General features: G+C 64.5%; 21 protein-coding genes. 16 read left to right on the forward strand and 5 right to left on the reverse strand.

Annotated features, from left to right (window positions below; translation table 11 throughout):
- Window positions 1-88 precede the first annotated feature (88 nt).
- Window positions 89-895 carry a polysaccharide deacetylase family protein gene (locus ACNJX9_RS18780; RefSeq protein WP_439409858.1) on the reverse strand — a complete coding sequence of 269 codons (807 nt, stop codon included), beginning with the start codon at window positions 893-895 and terminating at the stop codon, window positions 89-91.
- Between the two features lie 79 nt (window positions 896-974).
- Here ACNJX9_RS18780 and mgtE point away from each other — a divergent pair, with 79 nt between their 5' ends.
- From mgtE to ACNJX9_RS18800, 4 genes are all read left to right on the forward strand, one after another.
- Entirely contained in the window at window positions 975-2,396 is a 1,422-nt protein-coding gene (gene mgtE / locus ACNJX9_RS18785) for a magnesium transporter (protein ID WP_057751499.1), read from the forward strand.
- A gap of 202 nt (window positions 2,397-2,598) precedes the next feature.
- Window positions 2,599-2,925 (forward strand): helix-turn-helix domain-containing protein, encoded by a 327-nt coding sequence (locus ACNJX9_RS18790; protein ID WP_057751496.1) that lies wholly within the window; start codon window positions 2,599-2,601, stop codon window positions 2,923-2,925.
- A 101-nt stretch (window positions 2,926-3,026) separates the two neighbouring features.
- Complete coding sequence (locus ACNJX9_RS18795; protein ID WP_057751494.1) at window positions 3,027-3,845, forward strand: aldo/keto reductase; 819 nt, start codon at window positions 3,027-3,029, stop codon at window positions 3,843-3,845.
- 49 nt (window positions 3,846-3,894) lie between these two features.
- Window positions 3,895-4,755, forward strand: a complete 861-nt coding sequence (locus ACNJX9_RS18800; protein ID WP_439410082.1) for a hypothetical protein — start codon at window positions 3,895-3,897, stop codon at window positions 4,753-4,755.
- Between the two features lie 308 nt (window positions 4,756-5,063).
- On the opposite strand, the gene ACNJX9_RS18805 is transcribed toward ACNJX9_RS18800, so the two are convergent.
- Window positions 5,064-5,777: a DUF599 domain-containing protein gene (locus ACNJX9_RS18805; protein ID WP_057751800.1), complete on the reverse strand. Its 714-nt coding sequence runs from the start codon at window positions 5,775-5,777 to the stop codon at window positions 5,064-5,066.
- 121 nt (window positions 5,778-5,898) lie between these two features.
- Between ACNJX9_RS18805 and ACNJX9_RS18810 the strand changes: the two genes are divergently transcribed.
- The 5 genes from ACNJX9_RS18810 (at window position 5,899) to ACNJX9_RS18830 (ending at window position 9,093) form a co-directional block, all read left to right on the forward strand.
- Window positions 5,899-6,561 (forward strand): glutathione S-transferase family protein, encoded by a 663-nt coding sequence (locus tag ACNJX9_RS18810; RefSeq protein WP_439409859.1) that lies wholly within the window; start codon window positions 5,899-5,901, stop codon window positions 6,559-6,561.
- A 135-nt stretch (window positions 6,562-6,696) separates the two neighbouring features.
- A complete protein-coding gene (locus ACNJX9_RS18815) occupies window positions 6,697-7,065 on the forward strand; it encodes a YidB family protein (RefSeq protein ID WP_271598837.1) in 369 nt (122 codons plus the stop codon).
- Between the two features lie 207 nt (window positions 7,066-7,272).
- Complete coding sequence (locus ACNJX9_RS18820) at window positions 7,273-7,464, forward strand: hypothetical protein (RefSeq protein ID WP_026312695.1); 192 nt, start codon at window positions 7,273-7,275, stop codon at window positions 7,462-7,464.
- A gap of 156 nt (window positions 7,465-7,620) precedes the next feature.
- The gene (locus ACNJX9_RS18825; RefSeq protein WP_439409860.1) at window positions 7,621-8,610 is read left to right on the forward strand and encodes a hypothetical protein; all 990 of its coding nucleotides are present in this window, start codon (window positions 7,621-7,623) and stop codon (window positions 8,608-8,610) included.
- A gap of 42 nt (window positions 8,611-8,652) precedes the next feature.
- Window positions 8,653-9,093: a DUF1489 family protein gene (locus tag ACNJX9_RS18830; RefSeq protein WP_439409861.1), complete on the forward strand. Its 441-nt coding sequence runs from the start codon at window positions 8,653-8,655 to the stop codon at window positions 9,091-9,093.
- On the opposite strand, the gene panC is transcribed toward ACNJX9_RS18830, so the two are convergent.
- Complete coding sequence (panC, locus tag ACNJX9_RS18835) at window positions 9,090-9,941, reverse strand: pantoate--beta-alanine ligase (protein ID WP_439409862.1); 852 nt, start codon at window positions 9,939-9,941, stop codon at window positions 9,090-9,092. The genes ACNJX9_RS18830 and panC overlap by 4 nt on opposite strands.
- Window positions 9,942-10,213: 272 nt before the next feature.
- Between panC and ACNJX9_RS18840 the strand changes: the two genes are divergently transcribed.
- The 4 genes from ACNJX9_RS18840 to ACNJX9_RS18855 all read left to right on the forward strand — a co-directional run bounded on the left by ACNJX9_RS18840 (window position 10,214) and on the right by ACNJX9_RS18855 (window position 14,167).
- Window positions 10,214-11,137: a division plane positioning ATPase MipZ gene (locus ACNJX9_RS18840; RefSeq protein WP_057751483.1), complete on the forward strand. Its 924-nt coding sequence runs from the start codon at window positions 10,214-10,216 to the stop codon at window positions 11,135-11,137.
- A 471-nt stretch (window positions 11,138-11,608) separates the two neighbouring features.
- Window positions 11,609-12,469 carry an alpha/beta fold hydrolase gene (locus tag ACNJX9_RS18845; protein ID WP_057751481.1) on the forward strand — a complete coding sequence of 287 codons (861 nt, stop codon included), beginning with the start codon at window positions 11,609-11,611 and terminating at the stop codon, window positions 12,467-12,469.
- Between the two features lie 152 nt (window positions 12,470-12,621).
- Window positions 12,622-13,377, forward strand: coding sequence for a VWA domain-containing protein (locus tag ACNJX9_RS18850; RefSeq protein ID WP_439409863.1), 756 nt, complete (start codon window positions 12,622-12,624; stop codon window positions 13,375-13,377).
- A gap of 64 nt (window positions 13,378-13,441) precedes the next feature.
- Window positions 13,442-14,167, forward strand: coding sequence for a DnaJ domain-containing protein (locus ACNJX9_RS18855; RefSeq protein WP_439409864.1), 726 nt, complete (start codon window positions 13,442-13,444; stop codon window positions 14,165-14,167).
- 224 nt (window positions 14,168-14,391) lie between these two features.
- Here the strand turns inward: ACNJX9_RS18855 and ACNJX9_RS18860 are convergent, their stop codons facing one another.
- Window positions 14,392-16,194: a D-alanyl-D-alanine carboxypeptidase gene (locus ACNJX9_RS18860; protein ID WP_439409865.1), complete on the reverse strand. Its 1,803-nt coding sequence runs from the start codon at window positions 16,192-16,194 to the stop codon at window positions 14,392-14,394.
- Between the two features lie 388 nt (window positions 16,195-16,582).
- Here ACNJX9_RS18860 and ACNJX9_RS18865 point away from each other — a divergent pair, with 388 nt between their 5' ends.
- The 3 genes from ACNJX9_RS18865 (at window position 16,583) to clpA (ending at window position 20,616) form a co-directional block, all read left to right on the forward strand.
- A complete protein-coding gene (locus ACNJX9_RS18865; RefSeq protein ID WP_057751475.1) occupies window positions 16,583-16,921 on the forward strand; it encodes a phasin family protein in 339 nt (112 codons plus the stop codon).
- 661 nt (window positions 16,922-17,582) lie between these two features.
- Window positions 17,583-17,915: an ATP-dependent Clp protease adapter ClpS gene (gene clpS / locus ACNJX9_RS18870; RefSeq protein WP_027530069.1), complete on the forward strand. Its 333-nt coding sequence runs from the start codon at window positions 17,583-17,585 to the stop codon at window positions 17,913-17,915.
- Between the two features lie 292 nt (window positions 17,916-18,207).
- The gene (clpA, locus tag ACNJX9_RS18875; RefSeq protein ID WP_057751473.1) at window positions 18,208-20,616 is read left to right on the forward strand and encodes an ATP-dependent Clp protease ATP-binding subunit ClpA; all 2,409 of its coding nucleotides are present in this window, start codon (window positions 18,208-18,210) and stop codon (window positions 20,614-20,616) included.
- A gap of 66 nt (window positions 20,617-20,682) precedes the next feature.
- Here the strand turns inward: clpA and ACNJX9_RS18880 are convergent, their stop codons facing one another.
- Window positions 20,683-22,104 (reverse strand): MFS transporter, encoded by a 1,422-nt coding sequence (locus ACNJX9_RS18880; RefSeq protein ID WP_057751471.1) that lies wholly within the window; start codon window positions 22,102-22,104, stop codon window positions 20,683-20,685.
- Window positions 22,105-22,137: the final 33 nt, after the last annotated feature.

Raw genomic sequence — 22,137 nt, forward strand, 5'->3', positions numbered from 1 at the left:
CGCCCCTCAATCATTGCATGGCGTAGTATGAACAGAATGTTAATAGGGCTCAAATCACCCCAATTTGGTCAGCCGTGACATTCCGGCATCAATGCGCGTCGGCGTTCTTCTGGGAGGTGCCCGCCGGCACGATATGGACCACGCGATAGCCATTCTCCCGCAACCACCGCAGGAAGTCCGGCATCATGGCGGCCGTCCGCGCCTGGGCATCGTGGAACAGGATGATACCCTTGCGGGCGGCGGTGACGCGGTCGGTGATCAACTTGAGTTCCTGCGCCGGCGTCATGTCGTTCCAGTCGCTGGCCCAGAAATCGGCGCCGAACACGACGATGCCGCGGTGCTCGAGCATGTCGAGCTGGGCCGGCGTGGACTCGAAATAGGGGAAGCGGAAGAACGGCGTCGACGGTGTCGTGGTCGAGACCCCGTGCAATGCCTTCTCGTCGGAGGCGATGCCGTGGTCGATCTCGTACTTCGCCGTATCAGCCGGGATACGCGCCATGTACGGATGCGACCAGGTGTGATGACCGATGGTATGACCCTCGCGGGCGATGCGCTTGACGAGATCAGGGAATTCGGTGGCGCTGCGGCCGACCAGGAAGAAGGTCGCACGCACGCATTCCTGCGCCAGCGCCGCCAGCACCTTGTTCGTCGACGGGGGACGCGGACCGTCGTCAAAGGTCAGCACCACCTCGTGATCTTCAAGCGGCAGCGTCTGCGGAAAGCTCTTCAAGCCAACGCGTGGCGTGGTCTTGGCATCGACGCTCAGGATCCGGGCGGTGCCGAGTGCATCGCTCCGGGGGCAATCCGCCGCCCGGGCCGCGCCGATCGCGGTGAGGCCGGCGAGAGCCACGCCCGTCGTGATCGAGGTCCATTTCGGCCGATGCATCTTTACCATTGCGCTCGCGATTGTCTTGTGGGTATTGCCCTCACCGTCAGCCCAAACCATCAAACCTGTGAAACGGCGAGGCGTTCCCATGGATGAACAGATCGATGGCGCTGCTTCCGCCGAGGCATTGGTACTCGACCACGTCCCCATGCGCAATGAAGACGGCGAAATCAGGCATGAATTCGTCGAGGAAATTGCCCATGCGATCGAGGCCGCCGACAGCGCTGCGCTGCGCGCCTGCGTCGCCGAGCTGCACGAGGCCGACCTCGGTGATCTCATCGCGGCGCTTGCGCCCGACGACCGCGTCCGCCTGGTCGAGCTTACCGGCGCCGATTTCGACTTTTCCGCGCTGAACGAGGTCGACGAGAGCGTTCGCGAGGAAATCCTCGACGAGCTGCCTCCGGAAACGGTAGCCGAAGGTGTCCGCGAACTTGAATCCGACGATGCGGTCGAGTTGCTGGAGACCCTCGACGAGGCGGAGCAGGAAGAGATCCTCGAGAAGCTGCCGCTCAAGGAGCGCGTCGCGCTCGAGCGCAGCCTGCTGTATCCGGAAAACTCCGCCGGCCGGCGCATGCAGACCGAGTTCATCGCCGTGCCGCAGGATTTCACGGTCGGGCAGGCGATCGACTACATGCGCGACACGCCCGATCTGCCTGACCGGTTCTACGAGATCTACGTCGTCGACAAGGACCAGCACTGGCAGGGCGCGGTTCCGCTCGACGTGCTGCTCCGCGCCCGCCGCCCGGTGCCGCTGACCGAGCTGACCGACGAGGATCGCCGCCGCGTCTCCGTCCTGGAGGACCAGGAAGAGGTGGCGCGCATGTTCGGCAAGTACAACCTCGTCGCGGCACCCGTGCTCGACACCCAGGACCGCCTCGTCGGTGTCATCACCGTCGACGACGTCGTCGACGTCATCGAGGAGGAGGCCGACGAGGACCTCAAGGCGCTCGGCGGCGTCACCAGCGATGAAGAGCTGTCGGACACCTTTCTCACCATTGCGCGCGGCCGCTTCAACTGGCTGCTGATCAACCTCGCCACCGCCTTCCTGGCCTCGTCCGTGCTCGGCCTGTTCGAGGGCCAGCTCGAGAAGATGGTGGCGCTCGCCGTGCTGGCGCCGATTGTCGCGAGCCAGGGCGGCAATGCCGCGACCCAGACCATGACGGTCGCCGTGCGCGCGCTCGCCACCCGCGAGCTCGGTTCCTCCAATGCCTGGCGCGTGGTGATCCGCGAGACGCTGGTCGGTCTCGTCAACGGCATCGGCTTTGCGGTGATCACGGGCATCGCAGCGGTGGCATGGTTCAAGATCCCGGGCCTCGGTGTCGTCATCGGGCTTGCGATCATCGTGAACCTCGTCGCCGGCGCGCTCGGTGGCATTCTGATCCCGATGGCGCTCGAACGCGTCAGGGCCGATCCGGCCGTGGCCTCGGGTACGTTCGTGACGACGGTGACTGACGTGGTCGGCTTTTTCTCCTTCCTCGGCATCGCGACACTGTGGTTCGGGCTGAAGTAGCGGCTGATTTGGAATGCCGCTCTCTCCCCCGTCATTGCGAGCGAAGCGAGGCAATCCAGAATTTCTCCGCAGCGGCAGTCCGGATTGCTTCGTCGCAAGGGCTCGTCGCATTGACGGGGGAGAGAGCGGGGCACCCTCACTCGGCCTGCGCCTTTAATCCGACCTTAAGCGTGCTGTCGCATCATCGCCCGCGCTTGGGGGAATGAGCATGCGGTTGCGGCTGAAGGCGGACGGACGGGTCGTTGAGTTGCGGGATGGGCAAGAGCTTCCCGTTCAGCCGTTTTCCGTCCAGCCGGTCCAGCCAGCGGTTGAAACTCCGCCGGCGGAAGCCGGCTCGCTCGGGGTGCGCGATCTGCGCCGGCGCGCCTGTCTGACCCAGATCGAGTTCGCCGCCAAGCTCGGCGTGCCCGTCGAGACCATCCGCAATTGGGAGCAGGGCAAGCGCGCCCCGCGTGGACCCGCCCGCGCGCTGCTGGCCGTGATCGCGCATTCGCCTGACACGGTGTTCCAGGCGCTGGCCAAAGCCTGACGCATTCACAGCCAGCCTCGTCCGTTGCACTCCGGCGGACCAGGTCCATAATGACGGCGTTGACGACTCCCCGGGGGCTGCCGCAACAGAGAGGATTCCTCATGCTGTTCGTCGAGGCCAATGGCGCCAAAATCCCGGCGATCGGGCTCGGGACCTGGGAGCTGAGCGGCCGGACCTGCGCCCGCGTGGTCGAGCAGGCGCTGCGGCTGGGCTACCGCCATATCGACACCGCCCAGGTCTATGACAATGAGCGCGAGGTCGGCGACGGATTGCGCGCCTCTGGCGTCCGCCGCGACGACGTCTTTGTCACCACCAAGGTCTGGACCAACCATTTCGCGCCCCACGATCTCGAGCGGTCGATCAAGGAGAGCCTGGTGCGCCTGAGGCTTCCCGCTGTCGACCTCGTGCTGTTGCACTGGCCCAATCCGCACGTGCCGCTGGAGGAGACGTTGGGCGCGCTGGCGCATGCCAAGCGCATGGGCCTCACGCGCCACATCGGCGTCTCCAATTTCACGGTCGCGCTGATCGAGCAGGCGGTCGCCCTGTCAGGCGAGCCGCTGGTCTGCAACCAGGTCGAATATCATCCCTATCTCGATCAGGCGAAGGTGAGGGCGGCCTGCGACCGGCACGGGATGGCACTCGTTGCCTACAGCCCGATCGCCAAGGGCCGCATCAAGTCCGACCAGACACTCTTGGACATCGGCCACGCCCATCGCAAGACGCCGGCGCAGATCTGCCTGCGCTGGCTGGTGCAACAGAATGTGTCTGCCATTCCAAGAACCTCGCGCGTCGAACGTCTTTCGGAGAACATCGAGATCTTCGATTTCGAGCTCTCGGATGGCGAGATGGCTGATATCGCCGCACTTGCCAGTCCCAAGGGACGCCTGACCGATTTCGGCTTCGCGCCGAAATGGGATTGAGGGGGAACTTGGGTATGCTAGGAGCAGGATGGCAACCCAAGATCGGGCGATGGAACTGCGCAAGATCATCCGGACGGACATTGCGGCGTCGGCGATCGCGCATCTGACGCTGGTCGCGCTGATCATCCTGATCAGCGAGGTCCATCCATTTCATTCCGCGCCGCCCGAGACCGTTGCGGTCGACATCGTCACGCCGGAGCAGGTGAAGCAGCAAGAGGCCAAAGCAGAAGAAAAGGCAGAGGAGAAGGCCAAGAAGGAGGCAAAGGAGGAGGCAAAGGAGGAGGCGAAGGAGAAGCCATCCGAGCCGCCCTCTGACCTGAAGCTGCCGAAGCTCGACTTCACCGACAAGGATAAGCCGGACACCTCGGCCCAGCCTGCTGCCAAGGACAAGCTGGCGCCTCAGCAGAAGCAGGCTGCGCACGAGGCGCCACAGCAGCAGCCTGCGGTGCCGCAGCCGCAGGCGGCCGCTCCGGCCTATCAGCCGCCGGAGCCTGATGTGACGATCAAATACGGCGTGATGCTGGGCCTGCCGCCCGAACTGCCGCCCGCGTCGAAAGATGCCCCCAAGGATGATGGCGGCGATGCCAAGGACTCGATCGCGGCGAAGCTGCCGCCGGAAGTCATTGCCGAGCTACGGCGTCACCTGAGAAGTTGTTCGAAACTCCCGGCGGACGTCGCGCCGACCGATGCCGTGCGCATCAGGCTGCGGATGGTGATGGCCACCGACGGTACGCTGGCGCGGCCACCCATCCTGATCGAGGCGCCGCCGTCCGCGAAGGGCGTGGCCATCGTGAAATCAGCGATCAGTGCGGCGCAAGCCTGCCAGCCTTACAAGATGTTGCCGCCGGACAAGTACGAGGAATGGAAGGTGATGGACCTTTCATTCACGCCGCGGGATTTCGGGTCATAGTTTTCGGGTGGAATGACGCGAGCGCGCGACGTGTCTGCGTCTACACACTCGCTGTCATCGCCCGGCCAGTGCGCAATTGCACACCTGGACCGGGCGATCCAGTACTCCGAGACGGCGCGGATAGAACCGAGAAGCTGCGGCGTACTGGATTCCCCGCCTGCGCGGGGAATGACAGTGTCACTTGGAGAACCATGTCGTCGCCTCATACTCCGTCATTGCGAGCGCAGCGAAGCAATCCAGAACCCCTCCGCGGAAAGACTCTGGATTGCTTCGCTGCGCTCGCAATGACGATGTGGAAAGAGCTCGGCTCACCGGCCGCGCTTGCGCTCATCGCCCGCGGCCACCTCCGGCGCCATGGCGGCCCAGGCGCTGGAGGCGAACTGCCGCCGCCAGGTCACGACCACCACCGCGGCGGTGGTCACGAACAGCACCCAGGGGCTGACGAACCAGCCGAGATAGCCGAGCGCGAAGAAGAAGGCGCGCTGGCCGCGGTTGAAGTGGCGGCCGGCGGATTCGAACAGGCGCGTGGTGCGCATGACATGGGCTTCCGCTTCAGGCGTGTCGCGCTGCGAGGCCGGCGGCATGCCGCCATAGAGGATGGCGACATAGTTGAACAGGCGATACGCCCAGGCGAATTTGAAGAAGGCATAGACGCAGATCAGCACGAGGCCGACGCATTTCAGCTCCCACATTGCGGGCGAGGTGCTGAGATCGATCGGCAGCTTGGCCAGAATCGTGATGGCATCGTTGGTGGCGTGCAGCAGCGCGAGCGCGCCGCCGAGCGCGAACAGGCTGGTGGAGGCGAAGAAGGCGGTGCCGTTCTGAAGCGAGGCCATGATCTGCATGTCGACCATGCGCGCCTCGCGGTCGAGCAGGCGGCGCACCCAGACTTCGCGGTATCTGTTCATCCGGGCCGACAGGCTGTCGCGGCCATAGGCGGAGTGCTCGAGCGTGGCGGCATAGACCAGCCACTCGATGATGAAGAAGCCGACGGCAGTGATGTCGACCCAGTGCCTGCTCATATCTGTCTCCTCGCGGGCCACCACGATTGCCATGCATGCTCCTGTGCGGCAACGATTGATTGGCGGCAGGCGATGGCGTTAAAAGCAGCCGCACAGACGGATTTACGGAAGGACACGAGACATGGCGGCGCTCAAGCTCGCGATCGGCAACAAGAACTACTCGTCATGGTCGATGCGGCCCTGGCTTGCGCTGCGCGCCAACGACATCCCGTTCGTGGAGACCTTGATCCCGCTCTACACCGACAATCCCGCGGACAAGGAGCAGATCCTGTCCTTCAGCCGCGCCGGCAAGGTGCCGGTGCTGGTCGACGGCGACATCACGGTGTGGGATTCGCTTGCCATCATCGAGTACATCGCCGAGCGTTATCCGGAGAAGAAGCTGTGGCCCGACGATGTCGCGGCCCGCGCCTTTGCCCGTTCGGTCTGCGCCGAGATGCATTCCGGCTTCATGGCCTTGCGCAGCGAATGCGGCATGAACCTGCACCGTCCGGTGCGGCCTGTGACGCTGTCGGCGGACGCCAAGGCCAATGTCGCGCGCGTTGAGGAGATCTGGCACACGTGCCGGACCCGCTATGGCGCCGGCGGGCCGTTCCTGTTCGGCCGCTTCGGCGCGGCGGATGCGATGTATGCGCCGGTCGTGCATCGCTTCCGTACCTACGCAATCGAGGTCAAGCCGGAGACCAAGGCCTACATGGATACGATGATGGCGATGCCGGCGTTCCAGGAATGGACCCGCGATGGCCTCGCCGAAACGCTTGTCATCGAAAAGTTCGAGGACGCGTAGTCGAAAGCATGAGCCGGAGACGTGGATATCGGTTCTTCGATAAGCTGATGCTCGCTTGAAATGTGAATGGGCGCCGCTTGACGACGGGCCGAACGGGGGCGCTCAATCATAGGGAATAACGAAGAGGGGACGGCCATGGGACTTCTGGACTCGCTGGAGAACAATCCCGCACTGCGCAGCGCGCTTGGGCAGCTCGGCGCCGCCGTCCTGCCGGCCGTGCTGAGCGAGGTGATGGGCAGCAACAACCAGGGCGGCTTAGGCTCGATCGTCGCAAAGCTGCAGCAGGCGGGCTTTGGCGAGCAGGTGAAGTCCTGGCTCGGCAATGGCCAGAACCTGCCGATCTCGGCCGACCAGCTCCGCGCCGTGCTTGGCAACGACACCGTCCGCCAGCTCGCGGCGCGCTACCACATCCCGGTTGACCAGCTCGGCGAGATCCTGGCCCAGGAGCTGCCCAAGGCGGTGGACCAGGCAAGCCCGAACGGCCATCTGCCTCACGGCGCTTGAAGGGCGGGGCGTTCCGGCGGTATCACAGGGAGCCTGGTTCCCTTACTATCGTACTGAAAACGTTGCCGGATTGTCCCGCTTGCGATGGTTGTATACTGCTGGCCAAAACGCGGCATCGCATGCTATAGGTCACACTGGGTTTTCAGCCGGTCCGTCGCAGTGGGACCCTGGGCACGGCCGGCGCTGTTTGAGTGATGGAGATGGGCGTTGAAGCATAAATTCCCCGTGGGAACGCGCGTATTGTTCACTGCCAGCAACGTCGCGCGCCCGGCTGCGAGTGGCTCATACGAGGTCATTCGCCTGCTGCCGACGGAAGGCGACGACTGCCAGTACCGGATCAAGAGTTCCACCGAGGCCTTCGAACGGGTCGCCAAGGAAAGCCAGCTCGCGCTGTCGTAATGCGCTGACGCTAGCTGCGCATTGACATCGCGGACGAATTTGCGCCGCTCGCCGTCAAAAGGCCCGCTTCACCTCCGCAAGGTGGCCGGGGGCAGTTGCCGACTCGCGGTGCTCGCTTGACCATCAGCTCTTTGCTCGCGTGAGGGGACATCGCGCATGAACTGGGCCTGGGCCTCGTCGCTCGACCAAACCTGGCGCTCGCCATCTTTCCCGATGTGGTTGACGCTGGCGGCTGCCGGCTTCTTCGGATTGATCATGCTGATCACGCTGTTGCGCGCCGAGAAATCGGTCGCCAACGGCGCGCTGACCGTCATCACGCTGCTCTCGATCGGCATCGCGGTGGCCGCCACCATGAATATCTACGGACCGGTGGGGCAGGCGGCTCCGGCCGAAGCCCGCACGCAAGCCACTGTCACCGCGACCCTCCCGGCGCTGGCGTGCCTCGACGATCTCGCCGGCGATGCCGTGGCCGCCGGCTGCGAGAGGGCATTGTTCGGCGCGCCTGACACGGCGGCAGCCGCAGTGGCTTATACGGCGGCCCGGATCGATCGGCTGACCGCGCTTGGCGATGCCGCGACCGCCGACAAGAGCCTGACGCTCGACACCAAGGTGCTGCGCAACGCGCTGGAGCGCGATCGATTCGGCTTCGTGGCGCAGGTGCTGGTCCGCCGCGACGGCTGCACCCAGTTCGATTGCGCCGCGTTCCGCTCGCTGACGGATCAGCAGCAGGTCGCGGCCAATATGGATTCCCATCTCTATGATCAGCTGGTCGCGCGCTATGCGCCGACCTGGAATTCGCCTGCAGCGGCGCCAGGAGCGCTGCCGCCCAATGCGATCGCGGCATTGCCGCCATCGATGCCGTCGGGCAAGCCGACCAATGCCGAGTTCCCGAGCGCCTCGTCGACCCCGCCGGTGAGCATCATGACTCCGGAGCCGCCGACGGCAGCCACGCGCCAGTCGCCGGCCGCCAATGCGTCGGCCGCACCGGCTGCGGCCTCCCGTGCGCCGGCTGCGACCTCGGCTCAGGCCGCCGCGCCCGCTGCGAAGAAGCCGCCCGCGCCGAAGGCTGCGCGCGCGCCGGCCGCCGCGCCGGTTCCGCTCGCACCGCCGCCGGGCGCGGCTCCCGCGGCTGCGGATAACAATTAGTTCGGCTTTGAAAACCTGTGCATGGCCCGCTAATGCTGGGCCATGCCACTCCATCTGATCAAGCTTGCCGTCGGCTGCGACTCCGTCAAGGAATTGAAGGGGTGGGTCGCCGAACGGATCCAGACAGCCAAGAAAAAAGGCCTGCCGCAACACCACATCCACATCACCCGCATGGTGCCGAAGCGCGACGCCGAGATTCTCGCCGGCGGATCGCTTTATTGGGTCATCAAGGGCGAGATCGCCGCGCGTGAGAAGATCATCGGCATCGAGCCATTCCGCGACAAGGATGGCATCGGACGCTGCCGGATCGTGATGCAGCCGAAGGTCATTTCGGTGTCGCCGCGACCGATGCGTCCGTTCCAGGGCTGGCGCTATCTCACCGAGGATTCCGTGCCGCCCGATCTCGGCAAGTCGGCTGCGGGCACCATCGCGGCGATGCCTGAGCCGATGCGGCGGGAGCTGCGCGATCTCGGACTGCTCTAAACCGCGACATTGTCGATCAGCCGCGTCGTGCCGAGCCTGGCGGCGACCAGGATTCGCAGCGGCCCATCGTTGTGCGACGTGACAGGGGCCAGGGTCTTTGCATTGCGCACCTCGAAATAGTCGAGTGCAAAGCCGGCAGCGGCGATGGTCTCGGCGCCACGGGCCATCGCGGGTCTGATCGCTTCGCCGGCGCGAATGCGGCCGGCACTGTCCTTCATGGCGCGGTAGAGCACGGTTGCGGTCTGGCGTTCCTCGGGCGAGAGGTAGACGTTGCGGGAGGACATCGCGAGCCCGTCGCGCTCGCGCACGGTGCGGGAGCCGATCACCTTCACGCCGAGGTCGAGGTCGCGTGCCAGCTGCGTGACCACGCGCAATTGCTGAAAGTCCTTCTCGCCGAAGATCGCGACGTCGGGCCGGCATTGCGTGAACAGCTTGCCGACGACGGTGGCGACGCCGCCGAAGAAGTGCGGGCGGAAGCGGTCCTCGAGGCCGGCCAGCGCCGGTCCCTCCGGGACGATGCGAGTCGCAAAACCCTCCGGATACATCGCCTCGACGCCGGGGTGCCAGACGATGTCGACACCCTCGGCTGCGAGCTTGGCGATGTCGGCTGTCCAAGTCCGCGGATAAGCGCCGAAATCCTCCGATGGCGCAAACTGCGTCGGGTTGACGAAGATCGATACGACGACGCGGCTGCCGCGCCGCTTGGCGAGTCGCACCAGCGACACATGGCCGTCATGGAGTGCCCCCATGGTCGGCACCAGCGCGACCGTGGCCTTTCGCTTGCGAAGATTGTCGACGGCGCGTCGCAGGGCGGGCACCGTGCGGGTGATCAAGGGGGTTGGTGACATCAGAGCTCGGGAAGGTTGGGGGTCGGCGCCGCCAGCCGCGCAGCCGGCTAACCTTAACAAGCGCCGGCCGTGGACGCCATGCATCGACATCGGGCACAGCACGTTCTGCAGCGAGGATGTCGCGCCATTGTGGGCTGGATCACGGAGGCGAGGCCGCGCGCGATTCATGATGACCATTATCGCCCTGTGATTTCGTTATCCTGTCACGCATTTCACTTGACCGCAGACGCGGCCAAATCGAAGATATTGCTTAAGGGGTGTTGAGGATCGCCATGCTTGTGCAGGCTAGCCAAAGCCAATCTGGCTCGGCGCACGTTGTTGTGCTCGGCAATGAGAAAGGCGGCTCCGGCAAATCGACCACCGCCCTGCACATCGCGGTTGCGCTCCTGAAGGCCGGTCAGCGCGTCGCCACCATCGACCTCGACTGCCGCCAGCAAAGCTTCACTCGTTACATCAACAACCGGTCCGCCTGGGCGCGCCGCACCAAGCTCGACCTCGAGCTGCCGGTGCATCGCTGCATCAAGCTCGGCGAGACCATGCTGATCGCCGAGAACGAGAATTCCGAGTTCCAGCAGTTCATGGAGGCGGTCTCGGCGGTCGAGAGCAGTTTCGACTTCATCGTCATCGACACACCTGGCACCGACAGCTATTTGATGCGGCTGGCCCATTCGATGGCCGACACGCTGGTGACGCCGATCAACGACAGCTTCCTCGATTTCGACGTGCTCGGCACCGTCGACCCCGCCAACTACGCGGTAACAGGGGAAAGCCATTACGCCGAGATGGTGCGCGATGTCAGGCGCAAGCGCCGTCAGCTCGACGGCTCGACCACCGACTGGATCGTGGTGCGCAATCGCCTGTCGATGCTCGGCTCGCGCAACAAGCAGCTCGTCGCCGACGGGCTGAAGGATTTGTCGCTGCGGCTCGGCTTCCGCTACGTCGACGGCTTCGCCGAGCGTGTCGTCTATCGCGAGTTCTTTCCGCGCGGCCTGACTGCCCTCGACGAGATCGACGAGGCGACGCTCGGGATGCGACCCAATCTCGGCCACCTCACCGCGCGGGAGGAGGTCACGAGCCTGCTGCGCCAGCTCAAGCTGCCGCTCGACGAGCGGGGCCGGCGACGTGCGGCAAATCGCGCCGAGTGGTTCAGCCAGGTGGACAAACCGCTCGAGGTCCACGATATCCTAGGCGCCTGAAGCGCGATGACATCGGGTCGAACCGTTATCGCGCTTTAGCTCTTTGTTGGAGCATGATCTCCGCGCAAACGCGTTCCGCTGATGTCGCGAGGGAAAACCGCTTCACACTTTTCCGGATCATGCCTTAGGCGCGGTACGTCGGTACTTCCGGTCAATCAGGCCCAGCCGGTTCCCGTGGGAACCGGCTGGGCCTGAAGTTTGTTTTCACCTCGCATTCACCGTGAAATTGAACCCGATCGTGACGGGGTGCGCCGGATGGTCATCTGTATCCGGACGTGGCGGTATCAGAACGCGGTGCCTACCAAACGTGTGCGTCGCACAATGAAAGGGCTGTCGGTTCACAATATTTAGCCTTCCTGTCACGCGCCTGTGACATATATTCGGGAATAGGCGACCAGGGGCCGAAGAGCCTCGGAAGAAACACGATTTTCAACAGGGATCAGGCCGCACGGCCTGAGGCTGAGGACGAAAATGAAGCGTGGAATTGCCGTTCTGGTTTCTGTGGGAGCCCTCTTCAGTGTCGCCTATTTCACGGCGAGCAAGTGGGCCATCAAGCACGAGACCATCACCTTCTACGACGCTTCGCGCGACAATCGTCCCGTGCCTGTCGACATCGCAATCCGTCGCGACAAGGAAATGCAGGCCAATGCCGGCATGATCACGCTTCCGGTCGCGGTGATCAATCACGGCAACACCGTCAAGAACACCGAGTACGGCTTCCTTGCCAACATCTTCGCTGCGCGCGGCTACATGGTCGTGAGCCCGCAGCACGATTTGCCGACCGATCCGCCGATGGTGACCAAGCCCGGCGAGCTCTATGTCGGCCGCCTGCCGCAGATCCTGCGCGGTGTCGCCAATATCCATCTGGCGATGCAGGAGATGAAGAAGGTTCAGCCCAACGCTGACTACACCAAGGTGACGATGGTCGGCCATTCCATGGGTGGCGACATCACCATGTATTTCGCCAAGCAGTATCCGGACGAGGTCAAGAAAGTCGTGACGCTGGACAATCTCCGCGTCCCCTTCGTCACCGCCGGCAAGTTCAAGATCCTGTCGTTCCGCTCCCACGATCCGCAGTTCAAGACCGATCCGGGCGTGCTGCCGACCGACGAGGAGTGTGAGAAGGCCGGCATCCAGGTCGTGAAGACCGACTTCCAGCACAACGACATGCGCGACACCGGTCCGGACGATGCCAAGAATTCGATCCAGGGCATGCTCGATAAATTCCTGAGCGATACCGATAGTTCGATCGCGCCGGTCGACACGACGTCGTCGCCGCCGAAGGTGCTGGAGCCCGGTCCGGTTGCCCTGATGGCGCCCGCCAAGAGCTGATCCTGGAACAGCTGATCCGAGAAGAGCTGATCTGAAGAGCTGACCGAAACAAGTCTCAAAGCCTCCGCCGGGCCCGCCTGCGGAGGCTTTGCACATTGACCGGGCAGGGCACGCTATCCACATTGGTGGCGAGACACCAAGGGCGATGCCAGATGTCCGGCGATCCCATCAAACCGCGCGATAGCGATCCCGTGTCCGAGAGAGCCGAGAGCGACGGCGCGCTGCGGCAGGCAAAGACCTCGACCTCGGAGGATGTCGCCGCCTTCGTCGCCAAGGCGCGTGCATTGTCTCCGCATGCACCGGGTGCGAAGGGCCGCTTGATCTTCGCGCTGGATGCGACGATGAGCCGGCAGCCGACCTGGGACATGGCCTGCGCGCTTCAGGCTGACATGTTTCGCGAGGCTGCGGCGCTTGGCAGCCTCGACATCCGACTGGTCTACTATCGCGGCTACAATGAATGCCGCGCGACGGGGTGGATTTCCGACAGCAGCAAGCTGGCAACACTGATGAGCAAGATCGATTGCCGCGGCGGCGACACCCAGATCGGCAGAGTGCTGACCGATGCGCGGGGCGAGGCGGTTAGATCAGGCGTGCGCGCCGTGGTCTTCGTCGGTGACGCCATGGAGGAAAAGGTCGACGCGCTCTGCGCCAAGGCCGGCGAGCTCGGCATGCTGAAGGTGCCGGTGTTCCTGTTTCAGGAAGGCCACGATGCGGTCGCCGAACAGGCGTTTCGCGAGATCGCGCGTTTGACCGGCGGTGCCTGGTGCCGATTCGATCCGGGCGCGGCGGCACAGCTCCGCGAGCTGTTGCGAGCCGCCGCCGCTTATGCCGCCGGCGGCCGCGAGGCGTTGCTGCGATTGGCGAAGACGACGGGCGGAGCTGCACAGTTGATCGGACAGATGAAGTGAGGCTGGCCCCTCCGGTTGGGCGCGACAGCATGCTTTTTGGCAATTGGGCGACTATATTCACGCCATGACTCTGATCGCCGGCGTTGTCGCCGTTATCACGCTCTATTTGTTGCTCCAGATGTTCCGCGCCGCCAATCCGGCGGTGCTGGCGCGCACCATCAAGCTCGGCGGGGGTGTAGTCGCGCTCGCGGTCGCCGCCTTTACCGGCTTGAGGGGCGAACTGGCGGTGGCGATTCCGCTCGGACTTTTCGGAGCCGGACTGCTCGGCTGGACGCCGCTCGCGAATGCGGGCCTTGGCAATGTCGGAGGGCTGTTCGGTGGTGGCGCATCGCGCTCATCCGGTCGGGCCTCGCGCGTGCGATCGCAATTCCTGGAGATGCGGCTCGATCACGATTCCGGCCAGCTCTCGGGCGAGATCGTCTCCGGGCCGTATGCCGGGCGCAGCCTCGACGAGTTCGATCTTGCCGGCCTGCTGGCGATGGTCCCGGCGTTCGACGCCGAGAGCGTGGCCTTACTTGAAAGCTATCTGGACCGCCGGTTTCCCGCCTGGCGTCAGAACGCGCAGGGCAACGCGGCAGGGGGGCAGCGCCGCACGGCGGCGAGCGGCAAAATGACGGCGGAGGAAGCCTATCAGATCCTTGGCTTGCAGCCGGGAGCGGGGCGCGACGACATCAGCCGGGCGCACAAATCCCTCATGAAGAAACTGCATCCCGACCAGGGGGGCTCGACGTACCTCGCTGCCCGGGTAAACGAGGCCAAGGATACCTTGCTTCGTACGCATAACGGCTAACTCCGGCACTACGCCACAAACGCCCGTACCGCGTGAGCTTCCTTGCTCTGTTTGCCGTCGCCCAGATGCCCGCCATTGTCGGCGTGGTCGATCCCTTGGGTAAAGTTTTAACCGTAAATTCTTGACGAGAGGTTGTCGCGGAACAGCCTGCAGCGCCACCACGTCCCCAAAAACAAAAATGCCCGCGCAAGGCGCGGGCATTTTGATTCGAAAGGATCGGGAGATCAGTTGCGGAGGGTCATGCAGGAGATGTCGGCGCGCTTCAGCGTCTTGCACACGGCTTCGGCCTGGTCCCGTTCGAGCCCGGCAAAGCGGGCGCGGTAGAGCTTGCGATTGTCCCTGGCGACGACCTGCTCGGTGAACGGATCGGCCTTGCTGAGCAGGCCACGGGCCGAGCTGCGGGCAGCTTCAATGCGCTGCTGGGCCTCGCTCTCGCTCTCGAGCGCGCCGACCTGCACGATCCAGCCGCTATGGGTGACGGCCGGCTTGCCGGCGCTCATCTGGATCGGCTGCGGCGCCGGATCGGCGGAGGCAAGCTTGGCAACCGGCGCGGGCGCCGGTGCGGCAGCGGTGGCCGCCGGCAGCACGCCAAGAACGCCGTTGCCGGTGCCGAAGCCTGCCGGCTGCGGCGGCAATTCGGCTCGGGCGGGCTCCGGCTTGTTGACGATATCGGCCCTGGCGACGACGGCGCCGGACGTCTCGGCGACGTCACCGCGGGCCGGAACCGTGTTGGTGACCTGCGGTCCGACCTGCGTCGGGGCGGCGGAGGCGACCTTGACTGCGCCGGCCTTGACTTGAACCGTCTTGACCCGGACCGGCTTCATCGGCTCGGACGAACCCGGAATGAGGGCAAGCGGCTGGCTCGAGATCACGCCGTTGGTGAGAGGCGCCGGCTCGATCTTGGACTCGGTGGGCTTGGCTTCAGGCTTGGGCTGCACCGGCGGCATCGCTGCGGTTGCAGCCGCCAGCGCCGCAAAGCGCGAGGCCGGACGCGGCGCGGGGGCCTCGGGAGCAGAAGCGGCCGCGACCTGGACCTGCGGGACGGGGCGTGCCGGGGTCTCCGATGCATCGGCGACGTCGGTGCTGGCATCGGCACCATTGCGCTCGGTCACTGCGGCAACCGTGTGGGTGGTTGCGCCCTTCTCGAGATTCTCGGCGAGCAGATTGCGCATGATGGCGTCGCGCGAGCCGCCGCTGCGACCGCCAAGCACGACGCCGATGAGGTGGCGGTTGCCACGGCGCATCGAGGTGACGAGGTTGAAGCCGGAGGCGCGGGTGTAACCGGTCTTGATGCCGTCGACGCCCTCGACGCTGCCGAGCAGGTGATTGTGGTTGCGGATCTGCTCGCCACGCCAGGTGAACGAGGTGGTCGAGAAATAGCGATAGTAGCGCGGGAAGCGCTCCTGGATGGCCCGGCCGAGCGTCGCCTGGTCGCGCGCGGTGGTCACCTGCTCGTCGTTGGGCAGGCCATTGGCGTTGCGATAGACCGTCTTCGACATGCCGAGTGCGCGCGCCTTGCGCGTCATCATTGCGGCGAAATCGTCCTCGTTGCCGCCGATCGCTTCCGCGATCACGACAGCGGCGTCATTGGCCGAGCGGGTGACGAGGCCCTTGATCGCGTCCTCGACGCGGATGGTCTGACCGGCACGCAGGTTCAGCTTGGTCGGATCCTGGTCGGCGGCGTGCTGTGACACCGGCAGCTCGGTATCGAGCTTCATCTTGCCGGACTCCAGCCGCTCGAACAGAAGATAGAGCGTCATGATCTTGGTGAGCGAAGCCGGATGGCGAATGCCGTCGGGGCTGGTCGATTGCAGCACCGCACCGGAATTACCGTCGACGATGATCGACGCGAATTGCGGGCTGTAGCTCTCGGAGGCCTCGTGATGCACCCGGTGGTGCGCATAGTGGCGCCGATAGCGCCGTGCGTCGGCTGCATCGGTCGTGAAGATGACGGCTGTGGTGACCGTGAGAAACCCGAAAACGCCAACCCGCGCCAAGCGCGAGGAAGACCAGTTGCTACGAAGCATGGAACCCCGTCCCCGTTTGTGACTTGATCACCGGCTCGTGAGGCGAAATTGTGCCCTGCGGACCCGGGATCATTACCTGCTCAGGCTGTCCCTCCGCTGGTGTTCACTGCGGGGGACGTTGGGCCTGAGCCGCTGTTCTGGCTAAGGTGATGTTCTCAAACGGCTTTTGGCCGCCTGCTGAAGCGAACACGTCCAGGGAATCAGGGTAGGGGCTGGCGGTTTCCAAAAGCTTAAGAAACCCTTGCGGGAAAGCCCGGGAATTTCCCTAACTGCTGCCGATTTTTGTGCGTCGCACAAGATTCTTGACTTTTTTGTGCATTGCACTATTTGTGGGCAGAGTCAGGGAGCCGGGGCTTCCGGACGCGAGCCAGGGAAAAAGGATTCCAAGATGTTCAAGGTTGAAGACTTCCAGAACTACGGGAAAGAGCATTTCGAGACCTACGTTGCCTCCGCAACCTCGGTGCAGCACGGCCTCCAGGCGATCGCCAGCGCCTATGGCGACTACACCAAGAAGTCGTTCGAAGACACCAAGTCGTTCGTCGAGAAGCTTTCCGGCGTGAAGTCGCTGGACAAGGCGCTTGAAGCGCAGACCGATTTCGCCCGTTCCGCTTACGAAACCTTCGTCGCGGAATCGCAGAAGATCGCTGGCCTCTACAGCGACCTCGCCAAGCAGGCGTTCAAGCCGGTTGAGACGGTCGTGTCGAAGTTCACCCCGGCTGCCCAGTAATTTTCTGAACTCCGGATCACAAAGCCCGGCTGCATCAGCCGGGCTTTTTTATTTTTGCACGGGGCTCTCTTCGCGTAGCGCTCCCGGTGTAGGTCCGCGGTGAGCGTTTATCGACGAGCAGCGCATTGAAATAGGCGGCCGCCTTCGTCAAGGGCGGCTGTCAGCGGGCCGGCGAAAGATGACGACGGCGTCATTGTGGTCTTGCTGGATCTCACGCCACAGCGTTGAACAACGGATGAAGCGGACCGTAGAAACCCGGAGAAATGGCCGGGCCGAAACGTCGCGGTCATGTCGATGTCAGGTTCCTGATCAGCGTGTTCTGAACAGGCGGGCGGGAAGTTTTTGTCAAACCGGTCTGGATTGACTAACCTCGTCCAGGATCGCCCGGATCGGGAATCGGGGCGCCGCGACCGCATCGGCTGGGCCTTTGCAAGCTTGCGGCGAGCCGGGGGCGGGCCCATATTGGCTGCAATCGACCCGGCTCGACCGGGTCGGTTGGAAGCGGCGATCCGACAAGGCGGCGCGCCGGCGCGAGACCCACGCGTGTGGGCGGCGCGGCGGACCGTCAGACGCTTCCGTGGGGAATTTGAACGCCTGAGCCATGCTGCAATTGACTTCCAGACTCGACCTGTCCGCGGCGGCCGCCGCCCATGCTCCCCGGATGAGCAACGACGAGAACCGTTCCGGTGGCCCGGCCGGTCCGAACACGTCTGTCATTACCAAGGTCAAACCCAAGACCAAGCGGCCGAACCTCTATCGTGTGCTGATCCTGAACGACGACTACACGCCGATGGAGTTTGTGGTCCATGTGCTGGAGAAATTCTTCCAGAAGGACGTCGAGGCCGCGACCAAGATCATGCTGCATGTCCATCATCACGGGATCGGCGAGTGCGGTGTGTTCACCTACGAGATTGCCGAGACCAAGGTGACGCAGGTGATGGATTTCGCCCGCAAGCACCAGCACCCCCTGCAATGCGTGATGGAAAAGAAGTAACCGCGCGTTCGAATCCGGCGTTCTTTGGAGTGCTTCTGTTCGTGCGGTGTGTGACGTCAGCGCATGCCGCGGCGTGATCCGGCCGACTCACCGCCGGCGTCTGTCCTGCCCAAATGGGTAGTTTTGCCCAAATCGGAACGGGTTTTGCATTGAGGATGCGGTGGGCGCGCAATGCCCGTAGAGTCGCGGAACCGGTCTTTTGCCGCGATCTTGTATAACTATATGTGACAAAGGTTGTTGTTGCCTGACCGGGCGATGGCGATCATGATGGTGGGGGCCATAGAGGACGCGAATGCCGACTTTTTCCCAAAGCCTTGAACAATCCCTGCATCGTGCGCTGGCGATCGCCAATGAGCGTCATCACCAATACGCGACGCTCGAGCATCTTTTGCTCTCGCTGATCGACGACTCCGATGCAGCCGCGGTCATGCGCGCCTGTAGCGTCGATCTCGACAAGCTCCGCACGAGCCTTGTCAATTATCTTGAGACCGAATTCGAGAATCTGGTGACGGATGGCGCCGACGACGCCAAGCCGACCGCCGGCTTCCAGCGCGTGATCCAGCGCGCGGTGATCCACGTGCAGTCCTCCGGTCGTGAAGAGGTGACCGGCGCGAACGTGCTGATCGCGATCTTCGCCGAGCGCGAGAGCCATGCCGCGTACTTCCTGCAGGAGCAGGACATGACGCGCTATGATGCCGTCAACTATATCAGCCACGGCATCGCCAAGCGGCCGGGCGTCTCCGAGGCGCGTCCCGTGCGCGGCGTCGATGAGGAAACCGAGACCAAAGGCAACGAGGACTCCAAGAAGAAGGGCGAGGCGCTCGAGACCTATTGCGTCAACCTCAACAAGAAGGCGCGCGACGGCAAGATCGATCCGGTGATCGGACGCAATTCCGAGATCAACCGCGCCATCCAGGTGCTGTGCCGCCGGCAGAAGAACAATCCGCTGTTCGTGGGTGAGGCCGGCGTCGGCAAGACCGCGATCGCGGAGGGCCTCGCCAAGCGCATCGTCGACAGCGAAGTGCCGGAGGTTCTGGCAGCCGCCACCGTTTTCTCCCTCGACATGGGCACGCTGCTCGCGGGCACGCGCTATCGCGGCGACTTCGAGGAGCGCCTGAAGCAGGTGCTGAAGGAGCTCGAGGCGCATCCCAACGCCATTTTGTTCATCGACGAGATCCACACCGTGATCGGTGCGGGCGCGACCTCGGGCGGGGCGATGGACGCCTCGAACCTGCTCAAGCCGGCGCTCGCCTCGGGCACGATCCGCTGCATGGGCTCGACGACCTACAAGGAATATCGCCAGCACTTCGAGAAGGACCGCGCGCTGGTGCGGCGCTTCCAGAAGATCGACATCAACGAGCCGACGGTCGAGGACGCCATCGCCATCCTCAAGGGTCTCAAGCCGTACTTCGAGGACTACCACCGGCTGAAATACACCAATGAGGCGATCGAGGCTGCGGTGCAGCTGTCCTCGCGCTATATCCACGACCGCAAGCTGCCCGACAAGGCGATCGACGTGATCGACGAATCGGGCGCGGCGCAGATGCTGGTGGCCGAGAACAAACGCAAGAAGACGATCGGCATCAAGGAGATCGAGACCACGATCGCTTCGATGGCGCGGATCCCGCCGAAGAGCGTGTCGAAGGACGATGCCGAAGTGCTCAAGCATCTCGAGCAGACCCTGAAGCGCACCGTGTTCGGCCAGGACAAGGCGATCGAGTCGCTTGCCGCGTCGATCAAGCTGGCCCGTGCCGGCCTGCGCGAGCCGGAGAAGCCGATCGGCTGCTATTTGTTCTCGGGTCCGACCGGCGTCGGCAAGACCGAAGTCGCCAAGCAGCTCGCGGCGACGCTCGGCGTCGAACTGCTGCGCTTCGACATGTCCGAGTATATGGAGCGGCACACCGTGTCGCGGCTGATCGGCGCGCCTCCCGGCTATGTCGGCTTCGACCAGGGCGGCCTGCTCACCGACGGCGTCGACCAGCATCCGCATTGCGTGGTGCTGCTCGACGAAATCGAGAAGGCGCATCCGGATCTCTACAACGTGCTGCTCCAGATCATGGACCACGGCCGGCTCACCGACCACAACGGCAAGCAGGTCAACTTCCGCAACGTGATCCTGATCATGACCACGAATGCGGGCGCGGCGGATCTGGCCAGGCAGGCGTTCGGCTTCACGCGCTCCAAGCGGGAAGGCGACGACCACGAGGCGATCAACCGGCAGTTCGCGCCGGAATTCCGCAACCGTCTCGACGCCGTCGTCTCGTTCGGTCATCTCAGTGTCGAGGTGATCGGCACCGTGGTCGAGAAGTTCGTGCTTCAGCTCGAGGCGCAGCTCGGCGACCGCGACGTCACCATCGAGCTGTCCGAGCCCGCCAAGACCTGGCTGATCCAGCACGGCTATGACGAGCAGATGGGCGCGCGGCCAATGGCCCGTGTCATCCAGGAGCACATCAAGAAGCCGCTGGCCGACGAGGTGCTGTTCGGCAAGCTCAAGGGCGGCGGCCACGTTCGCGTCGTCCTGGTCAAGGACGAGGCCGACGAGACCAAGGAAAAGATCGGCTTCGAGTTCGTCGAGGGGCCGGTCACCCCGAAGCAGGAAAAGCTGCCCGCCCGCAAGCGTCCGCCGGGCAAGCCCAACAAGCCGGGCGGCCCCGGCGGCTCGAAGGGGCCGACCTCGAAGGGCCCGCTGGTCAAGGCTTGATCGGCGCATCATGAATCGAAAAGGCCGGCTGAAGAGCCGGCCTTTTTGTTTGGGTGGTGGGCGGTGTTATTCGCCGCGCAGACGCTGATCGTCCTGTATGCGGACGTGCTCGGCGCCGCGTGCGCCGGCCGGCGACAGCCGCAACATGCTCAGCACGGCGCCGCAGAGCGCAAATCCGACGCCGGCGAGCAGAGCGATCCGGGTCCCGTCGACCGGATAGCGGCCGAGGAACAGCGCAACCAGCGCCGCACCAGTGGTCTGGCCGAGCAGGCGCGCGGTGCCCAGCATGCCGCTGGCGCCACCGGCACGCTCGCGCGGCGCGGCTGCGATCATCGTGCGGTTGTTGGGGGTCTGGAACAGGCCGAAGCCGGCGCCCGCCAGCGCCATCCGCCAGACCACGTCGAGCGGGGTCGGATTTGCCGGCAGGAAAGCGAGTGCGCCGAGGCCACAGGCAAACAGTGTCAGCCCAATGCCGCCGAGCAGGCCGGCTGGATAATGCTCGACCAGGCGACCGGCGAGGGGAGCCGCGCACGCCACTGCGATCGGCCATGGCGTGATCAACAGACCCATATGCACGGCCGAATAGCCGAACCGGCTCTGGAGGTAGAAGGGGATCGCGACGAAGGCCAGCATCTGCCCGCAGAACGAGGCGATCGAGGTCGCGATCGACAGTCCGAACACCGGGATGCGCAGCAGGTCGACCGGCAGCAGCGGCGACTTCATGTGCGTCTCGCGGTAGATGAGGAGCGCGCCGGCGACGATCGCAATCGCGAACTGGACGAGGCAGGTGAGCGTCGCCTCGCCATGACCGACGCTGTCGATCGCGGCGATGCCGACGCCGAAGGTGATCGCCGAGAGCGCCGCGCTTTGCCAGTCGAACGAATGGCTCGCCAGGATCGTGTGCGGCAGGCTGCGCAGGCCGAGCACCAGCGTGACCACGCCGAGCGGCACATTGATGGCGAACAGCCAGGGCCAACTGCCGACCGCGAGGATGCCGGCGGCGAGCGTCGGCCCGACCGCGGCGGAGAAGGCGACGACCATCGCATTAAGCCCGATGCCGCGGCCCAGCAGGTTGCGGGGATAGGTGAAGCGGACCAGCGCCGAATTGACGCTCATGATGCCGGCTGCGCCGAAGCCTTGGAGGATGCGCGCGATCGTGAGCAGCGGCAGCGTGTGCGCCAGCGCGCAGAAGGCTGAGGCGAGCGTGAACAGCGCAAGGCCGACCAGATAGACGCGGCGATAGCCGACGATCTCGCCGAGCGATGCCAGCGGCAGCAGCGAGATCGTGATCGCAAGCTGATAGCCGTTGACGATCCAGATCGAGAAGGCCGGGCTGGCGTTCAGGTCGGTCGCGATGGTCGGCAACGCAACATTGGCGATGGCGCTGTCCACGACGGCCATGATGATGCCGAGCGCAATCGTCAGCACCGCCTGGTTGCGCTGGGGTTGCGGCAAGCCGTCGGCATGCTCGATCGGGACAGACGACATAGTGGGGGCGTGCTTGATTGGAGCCGTGAGTGT

The sequence above is a fragment of the Bradyrhizobium sp. BLXBL-03 genome (assembly GCF_051853015.1).
In the GTDB taxonomy this organism is placed as follows: Bacteria; Pseudomonadota; Alphaproteobacteria; order Rhizobiales; family Xanthobacteraceae; genus Bradyrhizobium; species Bradyrhizobium manausense.

Coding starts and splice junctions, on each gene's coding strand:
- ACNJX9_RS18780 (WP_439409858.1), bottom strand. CDS start 895: ATGGTAAAGATGCATCGGCCGAAATGGACCTCGATCACGACGGGCGTG.
- mgtE (WP_057751499.1), top strand. CDS start 975: ATGGATGAACAGATCGATGGCGCTGCTTCCGCCGAGGCATTGGTACTC.
- ACNJX9_RS18790 (WP_057751496.1), top strand. CDS start 2,599: ATGAGCATGCGGTTGCGGCTGAAGGCGGACGGACGGGTCGTTGAGTTG.
- ACNJX9_RS18795 (WP_057751494.1), top strand. CDS start 3,027: ATGCTGTTCGTCGAGGCCAATGGCGCCAAAATCCCGGCGATCGGGCTC.
- ACNJX9_RS18800 (WP_439410082.1), top strand. CDS start 3,895: ATGGAACTGCGCAAGATCATCCGGACGGACATTGCGGCGTCGGCGATC.
- ACNJX9_RS18805 (WP_057751800.1), bottom strand. CDS start 5,777: ATGAGCAGGCACTGGGTCGACATCACTGCCGTCGGCTTCTTCATCATC.
- ACNJX9_RS18810 (WP_439409859.1), top strand. CDS start 5,899: ATGGCGGCGCTCAAGCTCGCGATCGGCAACAAGAACTACTCGTCATGG.
- ACNJX9_RS18815 (WP_271598837.1), top strand. CDS start 6,697: ATGGGACTTCTGGACTCGCTGGAGAACAATCCCGCACTGCGCAGCGCG.
- ACNJX9_RS18825 (WP_439409860.1), top strand. CDS start 7,621: ATGAACTGGGCCTGGGCCTCGTCGCTCGACCAAACCTGGCGCTCGCCA.
- ACNJX9_RS18830 (WP_439409861.1), top strand. CDS start 8,653: ATGCCACTCCATCTGATCAAGCTTGCCGTCGGCTGCGACTCCGTCAAG.
- panC (WP_439409862.1), bottom strand. CDS start 9,941: ATGTCACCAACCCCCTTGATCACCCGCACGGTGCCCGCCCTGCGACGC.
- ACNJX9_RS18840 (WP_057751483.1), top strand. CDS start 10,214: ATGCTTGTGCAGGCTAGCCAAAGCCAATCTGGCTCGGCGCACGTTGTT.
- ACNJX9_RS18845 (WP_057751481.1), top strand. CDS start 11,609: ATGAAGCGTGGAATTGCCGTTCTGGTTTCTGTGGGAGCCCTCTTCAGT.
- ACNJX9_RS18850 (WP_439409863.1), top strand. CDS start 12,622: ATGTCCGGCGATCCCATCAAACCGCGCGATAGCGATCCCGTGTCCGAG.
- ACNJX9_RS18855 (WP_439409864.1), top strand. CDS start 13,442: ATGACTCTGATCGCCGGCGTTGTCGCCGTTATCACGCTCTATTTGTTG.
- ACNJX9_RS18860 (WP_439409865.1), bottom strand. CDS start 16,194: ATGCTTCGTAGCAACTGGTCTTCCTCGCGCTTGGCGCGGGTTGGCGTT.
- ACNJX9_RS18865 (WP_057751475.1), top strand. CDS start 16,583: ATGTTCAAGGTTGAAGACTTCCAGAACTACGGGAAAGAGCATTTCGAG.
- clpS (WP_027530069.1), top strand. CDS start 17,583: ATGAGCAACGACGAGAACCGTTCCGGTGGCCCGGCCGGTCCGAACACG.
- clpA (WP_057751473.1), top strand. CDS start 18,208: ATGCCGACTTTTTCCCAAAGCCTTGAACAATCCCTGCATCGTGCGCTG.
- ACNJX9_RS18880 (WP_057751471.1), bottom strand. CDS start 22,104: ATGTCGTCTGTCCCGATCGAGCATGCCGACGGCTTGCCGCAACCCCAG.